Annotated in this window: 20 protein-coding genes; 14 read left to right on the top strand and 6 right to left on the bottom strand. The window is 71.7% G+C overall.

Annotated features, from left to right (window positions below; all coding sequences use genetic code 11):
• Window positions 1-63 precede the first annotated feature (63 nt).
• Window positions 64-1434: a M1 family metallopeptidase gene (locus tag ACFYRX_RS11990; protein ID WP_389098497.1), complete on the top strand. Its 1371-nt coding sequence runs from the start codon at window positions 64-66 to the stop codon at window positions 1432-1434.
• A gap of 32 nt (window positions 1435-1466) precedes the next feature.
• The gene (locus tag ACFYRX_RS11985) at window positions 1467-1877 is read left to right on the top strand and encodes a YchJ family protein (RefSeq protein WP_389098495.1); all 411 of its coding nucleotides are present in this window, start codon (window positions 1467-1469) and stop codon (window positions 1875-1877) included.
• Between the two features lies 1 nt (window position 1878).
• Here the strand turns inward: ACFYRX_RS11985 and ACFYRX_RS11980 are convergent, their stop codons facing one another.
• Complete coding sequence (locus ACFYRX_RS11980; RefSeq protein WP_389098494.1) at window positions 1879-2580, bottom strand: FadR/GntR family transcriptional regulator; 702 nt, start codon at window positions 2578-2580, stop codon at window positions 1879-1881.
• A 135-nt stretch (window positions 2581-2715) separates the two neighbouring features.
• Between ACFYRX_RS11980 and ACFYRX_RS11975 the strand changes: the two genes are divergently transcribed.
• The 4 genes from ACFYRX_RS11975 to ACFYRX_RS11960 all read left to right on the top strand — a co-directional run bounded on the left by ACFYRX_RS11975 (window position 2716) and on the right by ACFYRX_RS11960 (window position 7047).
• A complete protein-coding gene (locus ACFYRX_RS11975) occupies window positions 2716-3222 on the top strand; it encodes a gluconokinase (protein WP_389098492.1) in 507 nt (168 codons plus the stop codon).
• A 56-nt stretch (window positions 3223-3278) separates the two neighbouring features.
• Complete coding sequence (locus ACFYRX_RS11970; RefSeq protein ID WP_389098491.1) at window positions 3279-4676, top strand: GntP family permease; 1398 nt, start codon at window positions 3279-3281, stop codon at window positions 4674-4676.
• 455 nt (window positions 4677-5131) lie between these two features.
• Complete coding sequence (locus tag ACFYRX_RS11965) at window positions 5132-6007, top strand: hypothetical protein (RefSeq protein WP_389098490.1); 876 nt, start codon at window positions 5132-5134, stop codon at window positions 6005-6007.
• A gap of 248 nt (window positions 6008-6255) precedes the next feature.
• Window positions 6256-7047, top strand: coding sequence for a hypothetical protein (locus ACFYRX_RS11960; RefSeq protein WP_389098488.1), 792 nt, complete (start codon window positions 6256-6258; stop codon window positions 7045-7047).
• Window positions 7048-7050: 3 nt separating this feature from the next.
• Here the strand turns inward: ACFYRX_RS11960 and ACFYRX_RS11955 are convergent, their stop codons facing one another.
• The 4 genes from ACFYRX_RS11955 to ACFYRX_RS11940 all read right to left on the bottom strand — a co-directional run bounded on the left by ACFYRX_RS11955 (window position 7051) and on the right by ACFYRX_RS11940 (window position 11016).
• On the bottom strand, window positions 7051-7671 hold the full coding sequence (locus tag ACFYRX_RS11955; RefSeq protein WP_389098486.1) for a cytochrome b/b6 domain-containing protein: 621 nt from the start codon (window positions 7669-7671) through the stop codon (window positions 7051-7053).
• Window positions 7655-8383, bottom strand: coding sequence for a molybdopterin-dependent oxidoreductase (locus tag ACFYRX_RS11950; protein WP_389098484.1), 729 nt, complete (start codon window positions 8381-8383; stop codon window positions 7655-7657). The genes ACFYRX_RS11955 and ACFYRX_RS11950 overlap by 17 nt, the downstream gene beginning before the upstream one ends.
• A 111-nt stretch (window positions 8384-8494) precedes the next feature.
• Window positions 8495-10036, bottom strand: coding sequence for an APC family permease (locus ACFYRX_RS11945; protein WP_389098482.1), 1542 nt, complete (start codon window positions 10034-10036; stop codon window positions 8495-8497).
• Between the two features lie 29 nt (window positions 10037-10065).
• Window positions 10066-11016 carry a hypothetical protein gene (locus ACFYRX_RS11940; RefSeq protein WP_389098480.1) on the bottom strand — a complete coding sequence of 317 codons (951 nt, stop codon included), beginning with the start codon at window positions 11014-11016 and terminating at the stop codon, window positions 10066-10068.
• A 444-nt stretch (window positions 11017-11460) separates the two neighbouring features.
• Here ACFYRX_RS11940 and ACFYRX_RS11935 point away from each other — a divergent pair, with 444 nt between their 5' ends.
• From ACFYRX_RS11935 to ACFYRX_RS11905, 7 genes are all read left to right on the top strand, one after another.
• Complete coding sequence (locus ACFYRX_RS11935; RefSeq protein ID WP_389098479.1) at window positions 11461-12354, top strand: DMT family transporter; 894 nt, start codon at window positions 11461-11463, stop codon at window positions 12352-12354.
• A 26-nt stretch (window positions 12355-12380) separates the two neighbouring features.
• Complete coding sequence (locus ACFYRX_RS11930; RefSeq protein WP_389098477.1) at window positions 12381-12896, top strand: NUDIX hydrolase; 516 nt, start codon at window positions 12381-12383, stop codon at window positions 12894-12896.
• An 88-nt stretch (window positions 12897-12984) separates the two neighbouring features.
• Window positions 12985-13377 carry a YidH family protein gene (locus ACFYRX_RS11925; RefSeq protein WP_389098475.1) on the top strand — a complete coding sequence of 131 codons (393 nt, stop codon included), beginning with the start codon at window positions 12985-12987 and terminating at the stop codon, window positions 13375-13377.
• Window positions 13365-13697, top strand: a complete 333-nt coding sequence (locus ACFYRX_RS11920; protein WP_389098473.1) for a DUF202 domain-containing protein — start codon at window positions 13365-13367, stop codon at window positions 13695-13697. Before ACFYRX_RS11925 ends, ACFYRX_RS11920 begins: the two co-directional genes overlap by 13 nt.
• Window positions 13698-14347: 650 nt before the next feature.
• Window positions 14348-14644, top strand: coding sequence for a hypothetical protein (locus ACFYRX_RS11915; protein ID WP_389098471.1), 297 nt, complete (start codon window positions 14348-14350; stop codon window positions 14642-14644).
• A gap of 154 nt (window positions 14645-14798) precedes the next feature.
• Window positions 14799-15842 carry a phosphotransferase family protein gene (locus ACFYRX_RS11910; protein WP_389098469.1) on the top strand — a complete coding sequence of 348 codons (1044 nt, stop codon included), beginning with the start codon at window positions 14799-14801 and terminating at the stop codon, window positions 15840-15842.
• A gap of 5 nt (window positions 15843-15847) precedes the next feature.
• Window positions 15848-17062, top strand: a complete 1215-nt coding sequence (locus tag ACFYRX_RS11905) for an acyl-CoA dehydrogenase (protein ID WP_389098467.1) — start codon at window positions 15848-15850, stop codon at window positions 17060-17062.
• A 65-nt stretch (window positions 17063-17127) separates the two neighbouring features.
• Here ACFYRX_RS11905 and ACFYRX_RS11900 read toward each other — a convergent pair whose 3' ends face one another.
• Window positions 17128-17709: a hypothetical protein gene (locus tag ACFYRX_RS11900; RefSeq protein ID WP_389098466.1), complete on the bottom strand. Its 582-nt coding sequence runs from the start codon at window positions 17707-17709 to the stop codon at window positions 17128-17130.
• 161 nt (window positions 17710-17870) lie between these two features.
• On the opposite strand from ACFYRX_RS11900, the gene ACFYRX_RS11895 reads away from it, so the two are divergent.
• Entirely contained in the window at window positions 17871-19853 is a 1983-nt protein-coding gene (locus tag ACFYRX_RS11895) for a sensor histidine kinase (RefSeq protein WP_389098464.1), read from the top strand.
• Window positions 19854-20210 lie beyond the last annotated feature (357 nt).

Below are 20210 nucleotides of genomic sequence, written 5' to 3'. Positions count from 1 at the left end.
GTTCCGGTGAGCGGTGTGACGGCGCATCCGAGTGGCAACGCAGCGCAGGGAGCAGAAGCGGCAGTGGCAGTCCAGCAACCGGCGGGTTCGGACCCGTACTTCCCGGACCACGGTGACGCGCGGTACCGGGTGCACCGGTACGAGCTCGCGCTGGACTACCGCCCGGGCCCCAACCGGCTGGCCGGGAGCGGCAGGATCAACGCCATAGCGGGGCGTTCGCCGCTGGCCGAGTTCATGCTCAACCTGTCCGACTTCAAGATCGGCCGGGTCCGGGTGGACGGCCGGCAGGCGCACTACACGCACCGCGGCGGGAAGCTGCGGATCCGGCCGTCGAAGCCGGTGCGGCCCGGGGCGGCGTTCACGGTCGAGGTGCACTGGTCGGGCAACCCCAAGCCGGTGAACAGCCCTTGGGGCGGGCTCGGCTGGGAGGAGCTGGAGGACGGGGCGCTGGTGGCGAGCCAGCCGATCGGAGCGCCGTCCTGGTACCCGTGCAACGACCGGCCCGCCGACAAGGCGTCGTACCAGATCTCGATCACCACGCCGTCCGCGTACGCGGTGGTGGCGGGCGGCAGGCTGCTGACCCGGACGACCAAGGCGTCCACGACGACCTGGGTGTACGAGCAGGCCGCGCCCACGTCCAGCTATCTCGTCGGGCTGTCGATCGGCAAGTACCAGACGGTGCTGCTCGGCGATCCGGGTCCTGGCGGGGTGCCGCAGCACGGGCACATCCCGGCGCATCTGCTGCCGGAGTTCTCCCGGGACTTCGCGCGGCAGCCGCAGATGATGGAGCTGTTCCAGGAGCTGTTCGGGCCGTATCCGTTCGACGAGTACGCGGTCGTCGTCACGGAGGAGGAGCTCGATGTGCCCGTGGAGGCCCAGGGGTTGTCGCTGTTCGGCGCCAACCACGTGGACGGGGCCAGGGGTTGGGAGCGGCTGGTGGCGCACGAGCTGGCGCACCAGTGGTTCGGCAACAGTGTGTCCATCGCGGACTGGCGGCACATCTGGCTGAACGAGGGGTTCGCCAAGTACGCCGAGTGGCTGTGGTCGGAGCGCTCGGGGGGCCGTACGGCCCAGCAACTGGCCGTCGTCGCGCACCGGTTGGTGTCCACGCTCCCCCAGGACCTGCGGCTGGCCGACCCGGGCCGCAAGTCGATGTTCGACGACCGGCTCTACGAGCGCGGCGGGCTCGCCGTGCACGCGCTGCGCTGCGCGCTGGGTGACGAGGCGTTCTTCCGGATGCTGCGCGGCTGGACGGGGCTGCACCGGGGCGGGGCCGTGACCACCTCGACGTTCACGGCCCATGTCAACCGGTACGCGGACGAACCGCTGGACGGGCTGTTCGACGCGTGGGTGCGCGGGGTCGCGTTGCCGCCGCTGCCCACGATGTTCCCGGCCCGGCCCGCGCACCCGCCCACCAACGCCGAGTCGGCGTAGGCGGGCGGGACCTGGGCTCCCGCGCCAGCACAATGGTGGTCATGTCCCGACGTACCTCGAAGCCCCGGCCCCTCGCCACGTCCTGCCCCTGCGGTCTCGCCGAGACCTACGACACCTGCTGCGGCCGTTTCCACCGGGGTGCGGCCGCGGCGCCGACCGCCGAAGCGCTGATGCGCTCGCGGTACTGCGCCTTCGTGAAGCGGGACGAGGCGTATCTGCTGCGCACATGGCATCCCCGGACCCGGCCGCCGGGCGTCGACTTCGATCCCGGGATGCGCTGGACCGGCCTGCAGATCCTCGGGGCGAGTGACGGATCGGCGTTCCACAGCACCGGCACGGTGACGTTCCGCGCCTCGTTCAAGGGCGGTTCACTCCACGAGCGCAGTCGGTTCGAACGGGTCGACGGGGCCTGGGTGTACGTGGACGGGGACTTTCCGGGCTGAACTACGGCGCCAGGATGTCGAGTTCCTGCAGGGCCCCCACCGCGATCTCGCGGGTCAGCTCCTCCGCGTGGGCGGCGTCGCCCGCGCGGATCGCCTCGGCGAGGCGGACGTGGAGGGTGACGGCGGCCGGGGCGGGGTCCTCGAACATGACCTCGTGCTGGGTACGGCCGGTGAGGACCTCCGCGACGAGGTCGCCGAGGTGCGCGAACATCTCGTTGCCGGAGGCATTGAGGATCACCCGGTGGAAGGCGATGTCGTGGAAGAGGTAGCCCTCAAGCCGGTGGCCCCTGGAGTTGGCGACCATGCCGAGCGCGCACTCGGTGAGCTGGGCGCACTGCTCGGCTGTCGCGTTCTTCGCGGCCAGGCCCGCCGCCACCGGCTCGATCGCCGAACGCAGCACGGTCAGCGAGCGCAGTTGCGCCGGGCGGTCGGTGCCGGCCAGCCGCCAGCGGATGACCTGGGGGTCGTAGACGTTCCACTCGGCCTTGGGGCGCACCGTCACGCCCACGCGGCGGCGGGACTCGACCAGGTGCATGGACTCCAGGACCCGGACCGCCTCGCGCATCACCGAACGTGAGACGTCGAAGCGCTGGGCCAGTTCGTCGGTGCGCAGAACGCTGCCCGGCGGGTACTCGCCCGCGGTGATCGCGGGACCGAGGTTCTCCAGTACCTGGCCGTGCAGCCCCCGGCCCGATGTGCTCATGCACTCAGCGTACGTGCCGGATCACACCGCCAAAAAGTCAGACTTATTTGCGCCAGGGCCTTGAATAGTCGTACCTAATCGGTTTCAGTTGCGTCGACATCACATGTCGAAGACGAACCAGACGGTGAGGCAGCGATGAGTACCCCCCATGTCGTCGTGGTCATGGGCGTAGCGGGCACCGGGAAGACCACCATCGGTCCCCTGCTCGCGGCCCGGCTCGGCGTTCCGTACGCCGAGGGCGACGACTTCCACCCGCCGGCCAACATCGCGAAGATGTCGGCAGGCACCCCGCTCACCGACGAGGACCGGTGGCCGTGGCTGGACGCCATCGGCTCCTGGGCGCACGGGCGGGCGGGGCTCGGCGGGGTGGTCAGCTGCTCGGCGCTGAAGCGGTCGTACCGCGACCGGCTGCGGACCGAGGCACCCGGGGTCGTCTTCGTGCACCTGGCGGGCGACCGGGCCCTCATCGAGGACCGGATGTCGCACCGGCAGGGGCACTTCATGCCCACCGCGCTGCTGGACTCGCAGTTCGCCACGCTCCAGCCCCTCCAGGAGGACGAGGCCGGGGTCGTGGTGGACGTGTCCGGCAGCCCGGAGGAGATCACCGGGCGGGCCGCCAAGGCACTCGCCGAACGCCCGTAAAGCCCCTTGAAACACCTTTTCCGAAGAACGTCCCCGTACCTGCAAGGGAATCCCCCGTGACCAGACTCAGCGTCGAGATGCTGGCAGCGGACGCACCCGAGCCGATCACCTCGGCCGGTCACGCTCAGCTGGGCATCGCCGTCCTGGCGGGCATCGCCGTCATCGTCCTGCTCATCACCAAGTTCAAGCTCCACGCGTTCCTGGCGCTGACCCTGGGCACGCTCGTGCTCGGCGCGGTCGCCGGGGCGCCGCTCGACAAGGCCATCGCCAGTTTCACCACCGGCCTCGGCACCACGGTCGCCGGTGTCGGTGTGCTGATCGCCCTGGGCGCGATCCTCGGCAAGATGCTCGCCGACTCCGGGGGTGCCGACCAGATCGTCGACACGATCCTGGCGAAGGCGGGCGGCCGTTCCATGCCGTGGGCGATGGTCCTGATCGCCTCCGTGATCGGACTCCCCCTCTTCTTCGAGGTCGGCGTGGTGCTGCTGATCCCGGTCGTGCTCATGGTCGCCAAGCGCGGCAACTACTCCCTGATGCGCATCGGCATCCCGGCTCTCGCGGGTCTCTCGGTGATGCACGGCCTGGTGCCGCCGCACCCCGGCCCGCTGGTCGCGATCGACGCGGTGCAGGCCAACCTCGGTGTGACCCTCGCGCTCGGCGTGCTGGTCGCCATCCCGACGGTGATCGTCGCCGGTCCCCTGTTCTCGAAGGTCGCGGCCCGCTGGGTGGACGTCCCGGCGCCCGACCGGATGATCCCGCAGCGTGCCTCGGAGGAGCTGGAGAAGCGCCCGGGCTTCGGCGCCACCCTCACCACGATCCTGCTCCCGGTCGTCCTGATGCTCTCCAAAGCGCTGGTCGACATCGTGATCGACGACCCCGACAACACCGTGCAGCGCGTCTTCGACGTCGTCGGCTCCCCGCTGATCGCGCTGCTGGCCTCGGTCCTCGTGGGCATCTTCACGCTGCTCCGCCCCGCCGGGTTCGGCAAGGAGCGTCTGACCCCGCTCGTCGAAAGGGGCCTCGCGCCCATCGCCGGCATTCTGCTGATCGTCGGCGCGGGCGGCGGCTTCAAGCAGACCCTGATCGACTCCGGTGTGGGTCGGATGGTCCTGGAGATCTCCGAGGACTGGTCGATCCCGGCGCTGCTGCTGGCCTGGCTGATCGCGCTGGTGATCCGGCTGGCGACGGGCTCGGCGACGGTGGCCACGGTCTCCGCGGCCGGACTGGTCGCGCCGCTCGCCGAGAACATGTCGACGACCCACGCGGCCCTGCTCGTCCTCGCCATCGGCGCCGGTTCGCTCTTCTTCAGCCATGTCAACGACGCCGGGTTCTGGCTGGTCAAGGAGTACTTCGGACTGGACGTCGGGCAGACCATCAAGACCTGGTCGCTCATGGAGACGATCATCTCGGTGGTCGCGGGCGGGCTGGTGCTGCTGCTCTCGCTGATCATCTAGCGGTTCTTCCAGCGGTCTTACGGCTCCTGCGGCCCGTCCTCCTCGCGAGGACGGGCCGTTCCGCCTCCCCCTCCGGCATCCGTTCGTCCCTGCTTTCGCAGCCTGGGCCAAGTCGCTTCCCTGGCACGGGGCTTGGTCCCATCATGAGGTGACTTGGCAGCGGGGGTGTCATGGCGATCTCACTCGGGATGCGCGTATCCGGATTACTTCTCGCGGGTGCGCTGGCGATCGGGACGGCGGCGGCCTGCGGTGGGGGCGGGGACGAACGCTCGGGAGGTTCCGGGGAGACCGGTGTGTCCGGAGAGGCTTCGGGGGGCGGGAGCGGGGGGTCGGGAGGTTCCGACGGCTCCGGTGGTTCCGACGGCTCCGGTGGTTCCAGTGCTTCTGGTGGTGGCGGATCCAGCGCTTCTGGCGGTTCTAACGGTTCCGGTGATTCCGGTGATTCCGGTGGCGGCATGCCGACGTGGAAGCCCTCCGACGACGGCAGTGGGAGTGGCGGGGGCGGCGGGGGCGGTTCCGAAGGCGCGGGCGGGGGTGGCGGCGGCTCCGGCGGAAACGATTCCGGGGGCAGCGGGCCGAGGCCGGCGGAGAAGCCCGACTGGCTGCGGCCGGGCCCGCGTTCGCCCAACACCGAGCAGTCGCCGGATCCGGAGTTCGTCTACGACCAACTCGGGCGCAAGCCCGGCGAGTGCAAGGCCACGCTGGGTGTCATCGAGGCACAGCCGGACAAGACCGAAGCCGCTTGGCAGGTACTGCGTGGCTTGGCCCACGCATGTCTCGCGCTCCAGGGCCGGAGCGGCGGCACATGGGACGAGGCGGCCGAGTCCTACGCCGCCGCCAACGGGGGTGCCGGCACCTGCAAGGGGCGCGCCGCGTATGCCGTACTCGGTGACATGCTGCGGTTCCACCGGCAACACCCTTCGGTCACGGCCAGGTTGAGCGGTTCGGACGAGACCGGCGGCACGGCTGTCTGCACCTTCCGGATCGCCAGGGCGACCCCCGCCGAGGTGAAAGCGGGCGAACAGATCACCGTCCAGGTCAGCGGTGCCCCCTTCAGCCCCGAGGACCTGATCTCGGTCCAGGACTTCCTCATCGGTGGCGAGAAACCGCTGGACGGGCTCACGTTCGTCAAAGGGTCCCAGTCCGGCGACCAGTTCTCCTTCACCACCACGGTCCCGTCCTTCGCCACCTATCCGCGGACGGTCGACATCTGGATGAAGTACGGCGTCGCGGACACCCTCGAGAAGGCCCTCACGGTCGTGGACCCGAATCCCACGGTCCCCTCGCCCGCGGACTCCACCTCGGCCGCCGTCTCCGCGACGCCCTCGTGACCGCCCCCGCCCAACTGCTCCGTCTCCGACGGACCCTGGCCCGCGCGGGCGCGAGAATCGGCCGTACGCCATCCCCACCACCGCCGGACCCTCCAGCGCCGGACCCACCACGGCCCGGCCCACCGGCACCGGATCCCACACCACCCGGCCTCCCGCCGAACCCCACACCACCCGCGCCGGCACCCCCACCCCCTCGCTCGCCCGAACCCCGCAGCTGGCTGGAGCTGATCGGTACCGTCGGGTCCTTCGTGTCCCTCTTCACCGCCGTCCTCTTCTACTTCGGCTGGGCCAGCACCGACCAGGAGACCCGTGCCCTGGGCCTCAGGGACACCCTCTTCCGCCTGTCCACCGCCGACTACCTCCTCCGCAGCGTCGACGCCCTCTACTTCCCGGCACTCGCCCTGGCCGCCGCCGCGATGGTCGCGGCCGTGCTGCACCGCAGGGTGCAGCGGGCCCCGGAGAGGGCCGCGGCCGTACTGCGTGTCCTACGGCACGCCTGGCTGCCCGCGCTGCTCCTGGGCTCCCTGTACTACCTGTCGCCGAGCCTGCTCGACCTGCTCATCCCGCTCGCCGCGCTGATCGGCGTGCTGCTGAGCGCGTACGCCCGCACCAGACCTGAACCCGGGGAGGGGCTCCGGCGTCAGGCGGCCGCGCGGATCTGGGCGCCCGCCCTCCTCGTGGCCGTAGTCGCCCTCTTCTGGGCGGTGTACGCGTACGCCGGGATCATCGGGCGGGCCCGGGCCACCGAGACGGCCGCCACCGTGAACGGCGGTTTCCCCGTGGTCGTCGTGTTCAGCAAGCAGGATCTGCTGATCCGCGGCGGCGGCAGCTGTGTCGCTGCCGTGGCGGAGAAGGGCAGTCCGTACCACTTCCGGTACGCCGGGCTGCGGCTGTTCCATGTCTCCGGCGACCGGCTGTTCCTCGTGCCCCGCTACTGGTCCCCGTCGGACGGCACGTTGTACGTGCTGCGCGAAGGGGATCCGGCGCTGCGGGTGGAGTACGTCAGCGGGGCGGCGCGCCGCAGGAGCGAATGCCCGTAGGGCTCACGGCCGCCACAGGGGGTGTTCGCGTTCCGCCCAGTCCCTGTCCACCGTCCCCGTCCGCAGCCCCCTGCGTGCCTCCGGGTCGCCGAGCGCCATGCCGATGTGGCCCGCGAGGACGATGCCGACGGTCAGGGCGAGCCAGTCGTGGACGAAGGTCGCGCTGGTGCGCCACTGGATCGGGGTGAGGTGGGTGAACCACATCAGCAGACCCGTGCCCAGCATGACGAGGCTCGCGCCGGAGATCCAGGCGGCGTAGACCTTCTGCCCCGCGTTGAACTTGCCCGCGGGGCGCGACGCCCGGCGCTTGTCGCGGCGCAGTGCGGCGCTCAGCCAGATCCGGTCGTGCGGGCCGAAGCGGTTCAGGAAGCCCAGGTCGGCGCGGAAGGCGCGGGAGACCAGGCCCACCAGGACCGGTACCGGCAGGGCCAGACCCGCCCATTCGTGGACGCGGACCACCAGCTCGCGGCGGCCGACGAGTTCGGCGAACTGCGGGATGTACAGACAGGCGGCGGTGGCCACGCAGACGCCCATCAGTGCGGCGGTCGTGCGGTGGACCCACTTCTGGCTGCGGCCGAAGCGGCGGATCCTTGTCCGCGGCGGGGCGTCAGTTCGTAGGTTCATCGTCCCGCCCGTTCGACTTGCCGACCCAGGCGTCGACGTCATAGCCCCGGTGCTCCCAGTAGCCCCGCTCCACGTCCTCGGTGACGGTGATGCCGGACAGCCATTTGGCGGACTTGTAGAAGTACATGGGGGCCACGTAGAGGCGGACCGGGCCGCCGTGGGAGTGGCCGATGTCCTTGTCCTGCATGCGCAGGGCCACCAGGACGTCCGAGCGGCGGGCCTGGTCGAGGGTGAGGCTCTCGGTGTACGCCCCGTCGAAGCAGCTGAAGCGGACGGCGCCCGCCTTCGCCGTCACTCCGGCGGCGTCCAGCAGCCGGGAGAGCCGTACGCCTTCGAACGGTGTGTCCGGGACCCGCCAGCCCGTCACGCACTGGACGTCCTTGACGAGCCGGGTCTGCGGCATCGCCCGCAGGTCGGCCAGGGTGTACGTGCGCGGGCGGGAGACCAGGCCGTCGATCTTGAGCTGGTAGTTCCCGGCGTTCTTGTGCGGTACGGAGGACGTCACCGAGTAGTAGCGGAAGCCGCCCCCGTTGGGGAGCAGTCCCGTCAGGCCGGTGGGGTCCTTGTCGGCGGCGCTGCCGAGGAAGGCCTCCAGGCCGCGTTGCAGGGTGGGGGCGGCTACCACGCCGAGCGCGCCCAGGCCGAGGGTGCCGAGGAGGACGCGACGGCCGACCGGCGTACCGCGCTGCTCCTCGGGTTGTTCGGTGTTCACGTATCCATTCGAACACCCGCGACCCCCGTGGGACCAGGAATCGCGGGTGCTCGTCAGACTTCCGTAACCACTTCTCATCCGGTTCTCAGCGGGCGTCCGGACACCGGGGAGCTACGACACCTCCTCGGCCGCCTTGTCCAGCTGGAACGCCTCGTTGCCCAGGCCGATCCGGGCATGCGCCTCGGGCTTGCGGGCCTTCAGGAACAGGCCCTGCGCCAGGCCCACCACCAGGGCGAGTCCGATGATGCCGGGCAGCAGCCAGCTCAGGGAGGAACCGGGGCCGGCGCCGACCAGGACGTCGAAGTCCTTGACCGTGTAGACGGCGATCACCAGCAGGGCGATCCCCGCGAGGACGGAGGTGGCCAGTCGCCAGGCCTGGGCGCCCGCGGCACCGCGCCGGACGAAGAAGGCGACCACCGAGGCGGAGGCGGCCGCCATCAGCACGATCACGCCCAGGGAGCCGAGGTTGCCGAACCAGGTGAACAGCTGCAGGACCGGCACGGTGGGGTCGCCGGTGGGCTTGTCGTCGGCGATCGCGAAGACGACCACGACGATCACGGACACGGCGGTCTGCAGCAGCGACCCGGTGCCGGGGGCGCCGCTCGCGCTGTTCGTGCGGCCGAAGGCGGCGGGCAGCAGGCCCTCGCGGCCCATGGCGAAGGCGTAGCGGGCGACGACGTTGTGGAAGCTGAGCATGGCGGCGAACATGCCGGTCACGAACAGGACGTGCAGGACGTCGGTGAACGTGCCGCCGAGGCGGGACTCGGTGAGGCCGAAGAGGAGTCCGGCGCTCTGCTTCTGGGACTCGGCGACGATCGCCGAGGGCCCGGTGGCGACGGTGAGGGCCCAGCTGCTGAGCGCGAAGAAGACGGCGACGCCGCCCACGGCGAGGAACATCACGCGCGGCACCAGGATGTGCGGGCGGCTGGTCTCCTCGGCGTACACGGGGGCCTGCTCGAAGCCGAGGAAGGCCGCGATGCAGAAGCACAGGGCGGTGCCGACGCCGGCGCCGCTGAGGGTGTCCGGGTTGAAGGCGTGCAGCGAGAGGCCCTGGGCCGCCGGGTCGGCGACGGCGGCGATGTCGAAGACGACGACCAGGGCGACCTCGACGATCAGCAGGACGCCGAGCACGCGCGCGTTGACGTCGATCTTCAGCCAGCCCAGCGCGCCCACGACCAGGGCGGCCACCAGCGCGGGTATCCACCAGGCCACCGACAGGTCGGTGTAGGTGGCGAACAGGCCGGAGACCTCGAAGCCGAAGATGCCGTAGATGCCGACCTGGAGGGCGTTGTAGGAGACCAGGGCGACGAGGGCCGCGCTCGCTCCGGCCGTGGCGCCGAGGCCTCGGGAGATGTAGGCGTAGAAGGCGCCGGCGTTGTGGACGTGCCGGCTCATCTCGGCGTAGCCGACGCTGAACAGGACGAGGACCACGCCGAGGAGGACGAAGAGAAGGGGCTGGCCGACGATCTTCATCACCGCGAATGTTGTGGGCATGACACCCGCAACGACCATGAGGGGAGCGGTCGCGGCGAGAACGGAGAGCAGCAGGCCCCCGGTGCCGAGGCGGCCGGCGCGCAGGGCCCGGTCCTGCCCCTTGAACGTACTGATGCCGTCGGCGGGCGGTCTGCCCGTACGGGAACTTTCGGTGGTCATGGGGACCGTCCTTCTGAGGGTTCGGGGGTTCACACCGTGCCGAGCGCATGGTCGCGGGCGGCACGGAAGGCGGAGTACGGCTCACGGTCCGGATAGGACCAGGGGGCCGGGGTGGGGCGTTCGCCGATGCGGTGGAAGAGGGCGGCGGCCTCGGCGCCGCGGCCCTCGCAGACCTTCGCGTGGGCGAGGAAGTTGAGGTCGACCAGGCGGCGGGGGTGGTCCTCGTGCTCCCATTCCAGCCACCAGTCGAAGGCGGACTTCATCACCTGCCGGGCCCGGCGTCCGGTCCAGTGTCCGGAGGCGGCCGGGTCGGCCGGCTCCTGCCCGGCGGCGGCCAGGGCCCGGTAGCGCTCGGTGTGCGCGATGACCGGCAGGATGGCGAGCGGGGAGTCGGCGGGGGCCTGCTCGGCGGCCCAGTTGGCGAAGTCGTAGACCTCGTGCAGCGGGTCGGGGCCGGCCCCGGCTCGGCGCTCGGCGAGCCGGGCGACCATCAGATGGTGGGCGTGGTGGTGGTCGGCGTACCGCTGCCGGATCTCGCCGAAGACGTCGGCCACCTCGTCCGCCGCGCCGAGGTCGCGCTCCAGCAGGAGCAGACCGAGCCAGGGGGTGGGGTCGGCGGGCGCGAGCCGGGCCGCGGTCCGGCAGGCCTCGCGGGCGAGGGCGGGCTGCCCCTTGCCCCGCTGGACGCGATGGACGAGGGCGAGGGCGAGCAGCACGGCGGCGTCGGCGGAGTCCGGCTCGGCGACCAGCCAGTCCCGGGCCCACGCGTCGCTGTAGGACTCGGCGGCCAGGACCGTGGCCCGGTGGCCACGCCGGTCCCAGTCGTCTCCCGTCCGGGTGAGCAGCGTTCGGACCGCCTGCCACCTGCCCTGCGCCAACGCGGCGCGCGCGTCGACGAGTTCGGCGTCGTCGAGGGCCGCGTCGAAGGCCTGGGCGGCGCGTTTTCGACTGCGGCCGAAGGAGGGCGGGGGCGGGGACACCGTGTGGGCTTTCCTCACGGAACATGGTTCGTGGTGGGTGGTGCACAGGGGGTGCCCGGCCCGGTGCGGGCAGGCCGACAACCGATACAGGCAGGTCGGCGGGCTGATTCGCACCGCCATCGACTGATCACGGACAGCCAACCCCCCACCTGTGCTTTGCGTCAAGGGTCGAAGGCGCGTTACACGCGTCAACTCTCCATACCTGAGGGGAAGTTGTGAGCGTCCGGTGCTGGTGGGAACGGGTCAAGACCCCACATCTGTGGCGTACGCCATGGCGCCTGCCGCCCGCACACCGCACCATGACGGGAACCCCCCGCCGCCGCGAGGGCGCGGTGACCGCGTCGACGGCTCGAATGCGGGTACTCCCAGGAGCAGGCCGGGCACTGGGACGCTACAGTCGGCGACTACCCCCAGCCGCCCGGCCGGACGATCGAGGTACCCAGCGTGTCGGTTCTGGTTCTGACTCTCGCCGTGAGTGCTGCCTGCTGCCTTGGCTTCGGCTTCGTGCTCCAGCAGAACGCGGCCCGTCAGGCCCCGCTGAGCGACTTCCTCTCACCCCGGCTGCTCCTCGACCTCGTGAAGGTGCCGCGCTGGCTCGGCGGCATCGGCCTCATGGTGGCCGGAATGGTCCTGGGCGCGATCGCGCTCGGTCAGGGCGAGGTGTCCCTGGTCGAACCCCTCCTCGCCACGAACCTGCTCTTCGCCCTCGCCCTCTCCCGCCGGCAGACCCGGCAGCCGCTGGGCCGCCAGGGCTGGGCCGGCCTCGCACTGCTCGCGGGCGGGGTGAGCGCGTTCATCGTGGCGGGCGAGCCGCGCGGCGGCACGGCGGTCACCGATCCGCTGCGCCACTGGCTGATCATCGGCGCGATGATCGGCCTCGCCCTGCTGCTCACCACCTACGCCAAGCGCTCCCGGCTCAGCTCCGGCCCGGTCCTGCTGGCCCTGGCGGCCGGTCTGCTGTACGGCGTCCAGGACGCCCTCACCCGGGTCAGCGGCCAGCGCTTCTCCGAGGGCGGCCTCGCCGAACTGATGACCGGCTGGCAGCCGTACGCCGTGCTGGCCCTCGGCGTCACCGGGCTCGTCCTGGTGCAGAGCGCGTTCGAGACCGCCCCGCTGCGGATGTCGCTGCCCGCTCTGACCGCCGCCCAGCCGCTCGCCGGGATCGTCTGCGGGGTGGGCTTCCTGGGCGACCGGCTGCGCACCGACACCGGCGCGCTGACCTGGGAGGCGCTGGGACTCGCGGCCGTCGTCGCGGGCATCGTGCTGCTGGGGATGCACCCCGCGATGCCCTGTGGAGCCGCCCCGTCGGAACCCGCCCGGAACCTCCAGCCGAGCTGACGCGCGCCCCTGCTTGGATGGGGGGTATGAGCGCTGCTGACGAGATCCTCGACATCGTCGACGAGAACGACGTCGTCGTCGCACAGTCCCCGCGCGGCGAGGCCTACGCGAAGGGCCTGCGCCACCGCTGTGTCTTCATCCAGGCCAGGGACGCCGAAGGCCGTCTCTTCGTCCACCGCCGCACACCCACCAAGCTGGTCTTCCCGTCCCTCTACGACATGTTCGTGGGCGGAGTGGTCGGTGCGGGCGAGTCGTACGACGACGCCGCCCTGCGCGAGGCCGAGGAGGAACTGGGCGTGAGCGGCCTCCCGCGCCCGGCGTACCTCTTCAAGTTCCTCTACGACGACGGGGCCGGCCGGACCTGGTGGTCGGCCGTCTACCAAGTCCACTGCGAGCTCCCGGTGAACCCCCAGGTGGAGGAGGTCGCCTGGCACGACTTCCTGACCGAGGACGAGGTGGAGCTGCGGCTCGGGGAGTGGGAGTGGGTGCCGGACGGGCTGGCGGCCTACGAGCGGTTGCGGGCGTACCGGTCGATGGGGTGACCAAAGGCCCGGGGCACGTGCATGACCCGACGGTGATCGACATCACTGAGGAGGCCTGTGCCGTCCGCTCCCCGATAGGCTCGTGCGCGTGATCGATTTCGCACGGAACGTCCGCGTCTGGTTCGCCCCCGAGGAGGTCCGGCAGGAGGGCCGTACCCCCGACTACCGGTTCTCGCTGGCCAACGAACGCACCTTTCTGGCCTGGCTGCGTACCGCGCTCGCGCTGATCGGCGGCGGCTTCGCCGTGGACCAGTTCCTGCCGGATCTGCGCTGGGGCTGGCGGGTCGGGCTGGCACTCGCGCTTCTCGCGGCGGGGGTGCTGTGCTCACTGCGGGCGGTCAATCACTGGGTGCGGTGCGAGCGGGCCATGCGGCGGGGAGAGGACCTCCCGGCGTCGCGGTTCCCTGCGCTGCTGAGCCTGGTGGTCGCGGTCGTCGCCATCGCCATGGTGTTCGTCGTACTCGTCGGATGGGAGGGGTGAGCGGGGGCGCGGCCTCGGAGCGCGACCCCGGGCTCCAGCCCGAACGCACCCGGCTCGCCTGGCGCCGTACGACCCTCTCCGGCACGGCGTGTGCGGTACTCGGCGTGAAGTCCGCCCTGCACGGCGGCCCGTCGCCCGCGGGCCTCGTCGCCTGCGCCCTGTGCTGCGTCCTCTGGCTGTGCTTCCTGCACCTCGCCCACCGCCGCATCCGCACCCTGGCATCGACCGACAGACCCTCCCGGCTCACCCCGAGACACGCCACGGCGGCGGTCCTGTGCACGGTGGCCCTGGCGGCGTGCGGGGCGGCCCTGGTGCTCTGACCGAGCGCCGGGTCCGGTGAAGTGGCGACGCGGGTCCGGTGCAGACCGTTGCGGCGGCGCGGCCCTCGCGGCACGGTTCCGCAGACACCGTTGCGGTGGGACAGCCCCAGTGGCACCGGCCCCGCCGGGCAACGTCCCGGTGAGCACCTTCCCGGCGGCGCAGTCTCCGCATGCGTGGTCCCCATAGACACCGTCGCGGTGTCACCGGCCCCGCCGGGCACTGCCCCGGTGAGCACCTGCCCGGCGGCGCAGTCCCCGCACGCGCGGTCTGCGCAGGCACCCGCCCCAGTGGCATCAGTCCCGCCGGGCGACGCCCCAGCGAGCATCTTCCCGGCGGCGCGATCCCTCCATCCGCACCGCCCCTGCGGCATCGGCCCCGCTCGGCATCATTCAGGCCGCCGTGGGCGTTGGCCGCGGTCGGCGAGCGGTTCGGTGCGGCTTCGGTGTCTTTCGGGCAGGGCGGCTCCCGCAGCTTGATGCCGAGCCCTGCAGGCCCGCACCCCCCACGGGCCCCGAGCGCCCCCGTCGTCGCAGCGGCGCACGGTGGCGGGCACCAGGGGTCGCGCCACGTGTGCTGAATCTCCCGATATGCGCCCCACCCGTGGCAGCCTGTCCGACGAACATCGCCCGTCGCTTCGAAGGTGAGCACCATGACCACCCTCCACCACGAACACGCCTCCCACACGCACGCCCACGGCCCGGACTGCGGTCACACCGAGGTGCCGCACGGGGACCACGTCGACTTCGCGCACGACGGGCATCTGCACCGCGAGCACGAGGACCACTGGGACGAGTGCGAGCCCGGCGGGCACGTCTCGCACTCGGAGCACGAGCACCGGCACGGCCAGGACTGCGGACACGAGAGCGTCCTGCACGGCGACCACGTCGACTACCTCCACGACGGCCACCGGCACGCCGCTCACGACGGCCACTGGGACGACCACTGACCTGACCGAGAAGCACCGCCGACAGCTCCCCGCCACACCAGGCCGGGAGCTGTCGGCCTATCGTGGGCCGGATCACGTTCGCCGTCCCCCCTGGACGGCATACCGACCAGTCGGCATGATGGTCGGTACCCGTTCACGTGCGTAAGGAGCCCAGATGAGCCCCGATCATCCGCCAGGACTCGATCTCGACCAGCTGCGCGGCCTGCTCGACCGCGAGCGGCCCGGCCTCGTGCACGGTCCGCTGACCGGCCGGCTGATCGAGGGCGGACGGTCGAACCTCACGTACGCGGTGTCGGACGGCACGTCGAAGTGGGTCGTACGACGGCCCCCGCTCGGCCATGTCCTCGCCACCGCGCACGACATGAAGCGCGAGCACCGGGTCATCAGCGCACTGCACCCCACGAACGTGCCGGTGCCGAACCCGGTCCTGCTCTGCGAGGACCCCGAGAACGAGGCGGCGCCCGGATCGCCGTTCTACGTCATGGAGTTCGTCGAGGGCACCCCGTACCGCACCGCCGACCAGCTCGCCCCTCTCGGCCCGCAGCGCACCCGCGACGCCGTGCTGTCCCTCGTCGACACCCTCGTCGAGCTGCACGCGGTGGATCCGGCGGAGGTCGGGCTCGCGGACTTCGGGCGCCCCGAGGGCTTCCTGGACCGTCAGTTGCGCCGCTGGGGCAAGCAGCTGGACGCCTCCCGCAACCGCGACCTGGCCGGCATCGACGAGCTGCACGCGGCGCTCGGCCGCCATCTGCCCGAGTCCCCCGCGGCCACGGTCGTGCACGGCGACTACCGGCTCGACAACGTCCTGCTGGGCGACGACGACCGGATCAGGGCGATCCTCGACTGGGAGATGTCGACCCTCGGCGACCCGCTCACCGACCTCGGCCTGCTGGTGATGTACAGCATGCCGCTGGGCGCGCCCGACTCCCCGGTCTCCACGACCGCCGAGGCCGCGGGGCACCCTGATCCGGCCGAACTGGTCGCGCGGTACGCCGAGCGCTCCGGGCGGGACGTGACGGCGGTGTCCTGGTACACGGCGTTCGCGTGGTTCAAGCTCGCCGTGATCCTCGAGGGCATCCACTACCGCTACACCCTGGGCCAGACCGTCGGCGGCGGCTTCGACCGCATCGGCGACCTGGTCCCGGTCTTCATCCAGCACGGTCTCACCACGCTTCACGACGGCATCCAGGAAGGCTGAACCGCATGGACTTCGCGTTCGACGCGCGCACCGAGGAGCTGCGCACCAAGCTGCTCGCCTTCATGGACGAGTACGTCTACCCCGCCGAGGCGGTCGCGGAGGAGCAGCGCGCCCAGCTGGCCTCGCCGTGGGACACCCCGGCCGTGGTGGAGGAGCTGAAGGCCGAGGCCCGCCGCCAGGGCCTGTGGAACCTCTTCCTGCCCGACGCCGAGTACGGCGCCGGGCTGACCAACCTGCAGTACGCCCCGCTCGCCGAGATCACCGGCCGCTCCCCCCAGCTCGCGCCCACCGCGCTGAACTGCGCGGCGCCCGACACGGGCAACATGGAGGTGCTGACCCAGTTCGCCGACGAGCAGCAGAAGAAGCAGTGGCTGGAGCCGCTGCTGGCCGGTGAGATCCGCTCCGCGTTCGCGATGACGGAGCCGGAGGTCGCGTCGTCCGACGCCACCAACATCACCACCCACATCGAGCGTGACGGCGACGAGTACGTCGTCACGGGCCGCAAGTGGTACATCTCCGGGGCGATGAACCCGGACTGCAAGATCTTCATCGTGATGGGCAAGACGGACCCGGACGGCGAGGACATCCGCCGCCAGCAGTCCATGATCCTGGTCCCGCGCGACACCCCGGGCGTCACCGTGAAGCGCGCGATGCAGGTCTTCGGCTACGAGGACCACTCCCACGGCGGCCACGCCGAGGTGGTCTTCGACCACGCGCGCGTACCGGCCGCGAACCTGATCGGTGAGGAGGGCGGCGGCTTCGCCATCGCCCAGGCCCGTCTCGGACCGGGCCGGATCCACCACTGCATGCGGCTGATCGGCATGGCCGAGCGGGCCATCGAGCTGATGTGCAGGCGGGCCGTTGCGCGCAACGCCTTCGGCAAGGCGCTGGCCCAGCAGGGCGTGGTGCACAACTGGATCGCCGACGCGCGCGTGACCGTCGAGCAACTGCGGCTGCTGGTGCTGAAGACGGCCTGGCTGATGGACACGGTCGGCAACCGGGGCGCCCACACCGAGATCCAGTCCATCAAGATCGCCACGCCGCGCGCGGTGGTCGACATCATCGACCGGGCGATCCAGCTGCACGGCGCGGGCGGTGTCAGCCAGGACTTCCCGCTGGCCGAGTTGTACGCCGGGGCCCGCACCCTGATGATCGCGGACGGCCCGGACGAGGTCCACCAACGGTCGCTGGCGCGGCGGGAGTTGAAGAAGTACCTGTAACGCGGCGCGGGGCCGGCGAGGCGCAACCGCCTCGCCGGCCCCGGTTCCCCCGAGGTGACGGTCAGCTAGCTGGGCGTCGACGCGCTCAGCGTCCAGCCCTGGCGGCACGTGTGCCCGAAGACGCCCACGTCGCAGCCCTCGACCCGGAACGTGTAGGCGCCCGTGGTGCGTTGCACCACCCGCACCCGGCCGGACGTCCCGCCACCCACCTCGCGCTGCGTACCGTTCGGGTCGGCGGCGCTGGTGTAGCGGACCAGGAACCTGTCGTAGCTGTACGGCGACGTCGTACTCCAGTTGAAGTAGGCGTAGCCGCCGTCCTCCCACGCGGCCACGACCATGTTCCGGCCCTGCCGCGGCGACCAGGTGACGTTGCCGTAGTCGAAGTACTGGCGCTTGCCGGCGTAGACGCCGTTCAGGTAGACGTCCCTGGTGTAGCTCCTCGGGCAGCCCAGCCAGCCGCCGGCCCCGCCGAGGGCGTTCCAACGCCCGTTGATGTGCGCCTCGTTCACCGCGATGCCGCACGCGGCCGCCCGGGCCTTTGTCGGCGCCGCCGAGGTCTGTGCCGCGGCCGGTACCGCGGCGGCGGTGCCCAGTGCGAGCAGCGAGCCCAGCACGACGCCCGTCAGGCGTCGGTTCAGTGTCAGCATGGTTCGTTCTCCCCCGTCGGTCCTGCTTTCCTGCCACGAGCATCGCGCCCTCAGCGGCCGGGAGTTGAGGGGCGACGGCCGGGCGGTCCCCGGAACCTCTCCCGGGTGGACCGGGAACCGTTCCCAAGACACCCGGGCGGTCGAACCGGGACGATGAGGGCATGGAGGACGGGCGGGGGCGTACCCGGCGGCGCACCGTGGCGGCGTACGCCCTGCTGGGTCTGGCGCTCGCCCAAGTGACGGCCGGGGCCGTGCTGTTGGCGATGGCGAACGTCCCGGCGCGGGACCTGGTCCGCTACGACATGGTCGTCGACCTGGCCGTGGGTCTCGCCTACCCCGTCTGCGGCACGGTGATCGCGCTGCACCGGCCGCGCAACCCCATCGGCTGGCTGCTGATCGGGTACGGCCTGGGGCACGCGTTCACGGGACTGTCGATCGGCGTGGGCGTCGAGGGGCTGCGGCTGGGCTGGCCGTCCGAGCTGCTGCGCGCGGTCGTCACGATCGGGCGGCACACCTGGATCATCGGCAGCTCGTGGGCGTTCGTCTTCGTGTTCTTCCTGTTCCCCGACGGACGGCTGCCCGACCGCCGCTGGCGCTGGGCCCTGGTGCTGCAACTGCTGTCCTCTCCCCTCGACTTCGCGGTCTGGGCGCGGGACGACTGGGGGCTGTTCCTCGGCACGCCGGCCGAACCCTCGTACCTCCCGGCACCCGACGGCTGGCTGCCCGTGCTCAGACACGTGGAGACCGCCAAGGCCTGTCTGGTGCTGGCCGCCGTGTTCGCCGTCATGGCCATGCGCTACCGGCGCGGCGGGGAACAGGACCGGCGCCGACTGCTGTGGCTGATCGCCGGGATGACACCGCTGGCGCTGAGCGTGCTGCTGCAGATCGTCGGCTTTCCCGCGGTCTACACGTCGTGCTGCACCCTGTTCCTGCCCGCCGCCATCGTGATCGCCGTGGTCCGTCACGAACTGCTCGACATCCGCGTCGTCGTCTCCCGGAGCCTGCTGTACGGCGCGCTCACCCTCGGCGTGATCGCCGCCTACGTCGGCCTCGTCGCCTTCGTGCAGTCGCAGCTCGCCCCGCTGCCCGACCTCCTTGGCCCGGCGCTCGTCACGGTCACCCTCGCCGTCGCCTTCGAGCCCGCCCGGCGGGGACTGCAGCGCATGGTCGACCGGGCCCTGTACGGCGAACGGCACGATCCGGTGCGTGTGGTCTCGCGGATCGGCAAACGGCTCGCGGGGACCGGGGTGGGCGCGGTGCCGGAGGCGGTGGGCGAGGCGCTGCGGGTGCCGTACGCGTGCGTCGACTCCAGGTCGGGGACGGGGAGCGGGAGTTGGGGAACCCTGGCGGGGCCCGTGCACACCGTCCCGCTGGACTACGACGGCCACGACGTCGGCGAGCTGGTGGTCGGCCTGCGGCCCGGGGAGCAGCAGCCGGCCCCGGCGGACCTGGCCGTCCTGGAGCTGCTGGCGGTTCCGCTCGCGGCGGCGTTGCACGCGACCGACCTGACCCGGCAGTTGCAGGTGTCCCGGGAACGGATCGTCGCCGCGCAGGAGGAGGAACGGCGGCGCATCCGCCGCGATCTGCACGACGGGCTCGGTCCGACGCTCGCCGGAGCGGCCTTCCAGGTGGACGCGGTGGGCAACCTGCTGGCGTTCGACCGGGAGCGGGCGCTCGGTCTGCTGGCCGAACTGCGGGCCGAGATCGGCGGCGCGGTCGGGGAGGTCAGGCGTCTGGTGGACGGGCTCAGGCCGCCGGACCTGGACCAGCTGGGGCTGCTCGGCGCCCTGCGGGAGCGTGCCGCCTGGCTGTCCTGCCGTGCCGACGGCACCCCGCTGCAGGTGCGGATCCAGGCCCCCGACCGGTTGCCGGTACTGCCCGCCGCCGTGGAGGTGGCCGCCTACCGGATCGCGGTCGAGGCCCTCACCAACGCCGCCCGGCACGCCCGCGCCTCGCGCGTGGACCTGCGCGTCGAGATCGGTGACGGCCTGTGGCTCGAGGTGTGCGACGACGGCACGCCCACTGCCGGGGACGCGCCGTGGCAGGCGGGTGTGGGCATCACGTCGATGCAGGAGCGCGCGGCGGAACTCGGCGGTCGCTGCACGGCGGGCCGAGGACGGGTGACGGCGAGGCTGCCGCTGTGAGGGACGGTGCGATGACACGGGATGCGCAGGACCCACGGGACCGAACGAAACCTGCGATGACCCGGGATACGCAGGACCCACGGGACCGAACGGAACCGGGTGCTGCGCGCGGCGCCCGGACGATGGAGGTACGAGCGGGAAGCCGGGGCGACGGATCTCGCGGGGCCGCGGGCGAACACCGAGCACCTGAGGACACGCTCCCGACGGCCCCGGCGCCCGAGACACAGATGTACGGGCAGGACGGCAGAGCTCGGGCATTCGGCAGTGGCGCCTTTGCCTCCTGGCAGCAGCAAACGGTCGGGGGCGGAGCGCCCGACGAGACCGGCGCGCCGCGAGAGCTCCACGGAATCCGCCCGT

This window comes from Streptomyces sp. NPDC005374, assembly GCF_042872225.1.
Classification (GTDB): Bacteria; Actinomycetota; Actinomycetes; order Streptomycetales; family Streptomycetaceae; genus Streptomyces.
This window is presented reverse-complemented; position numbering and strand designations above follow the sequence as displayed.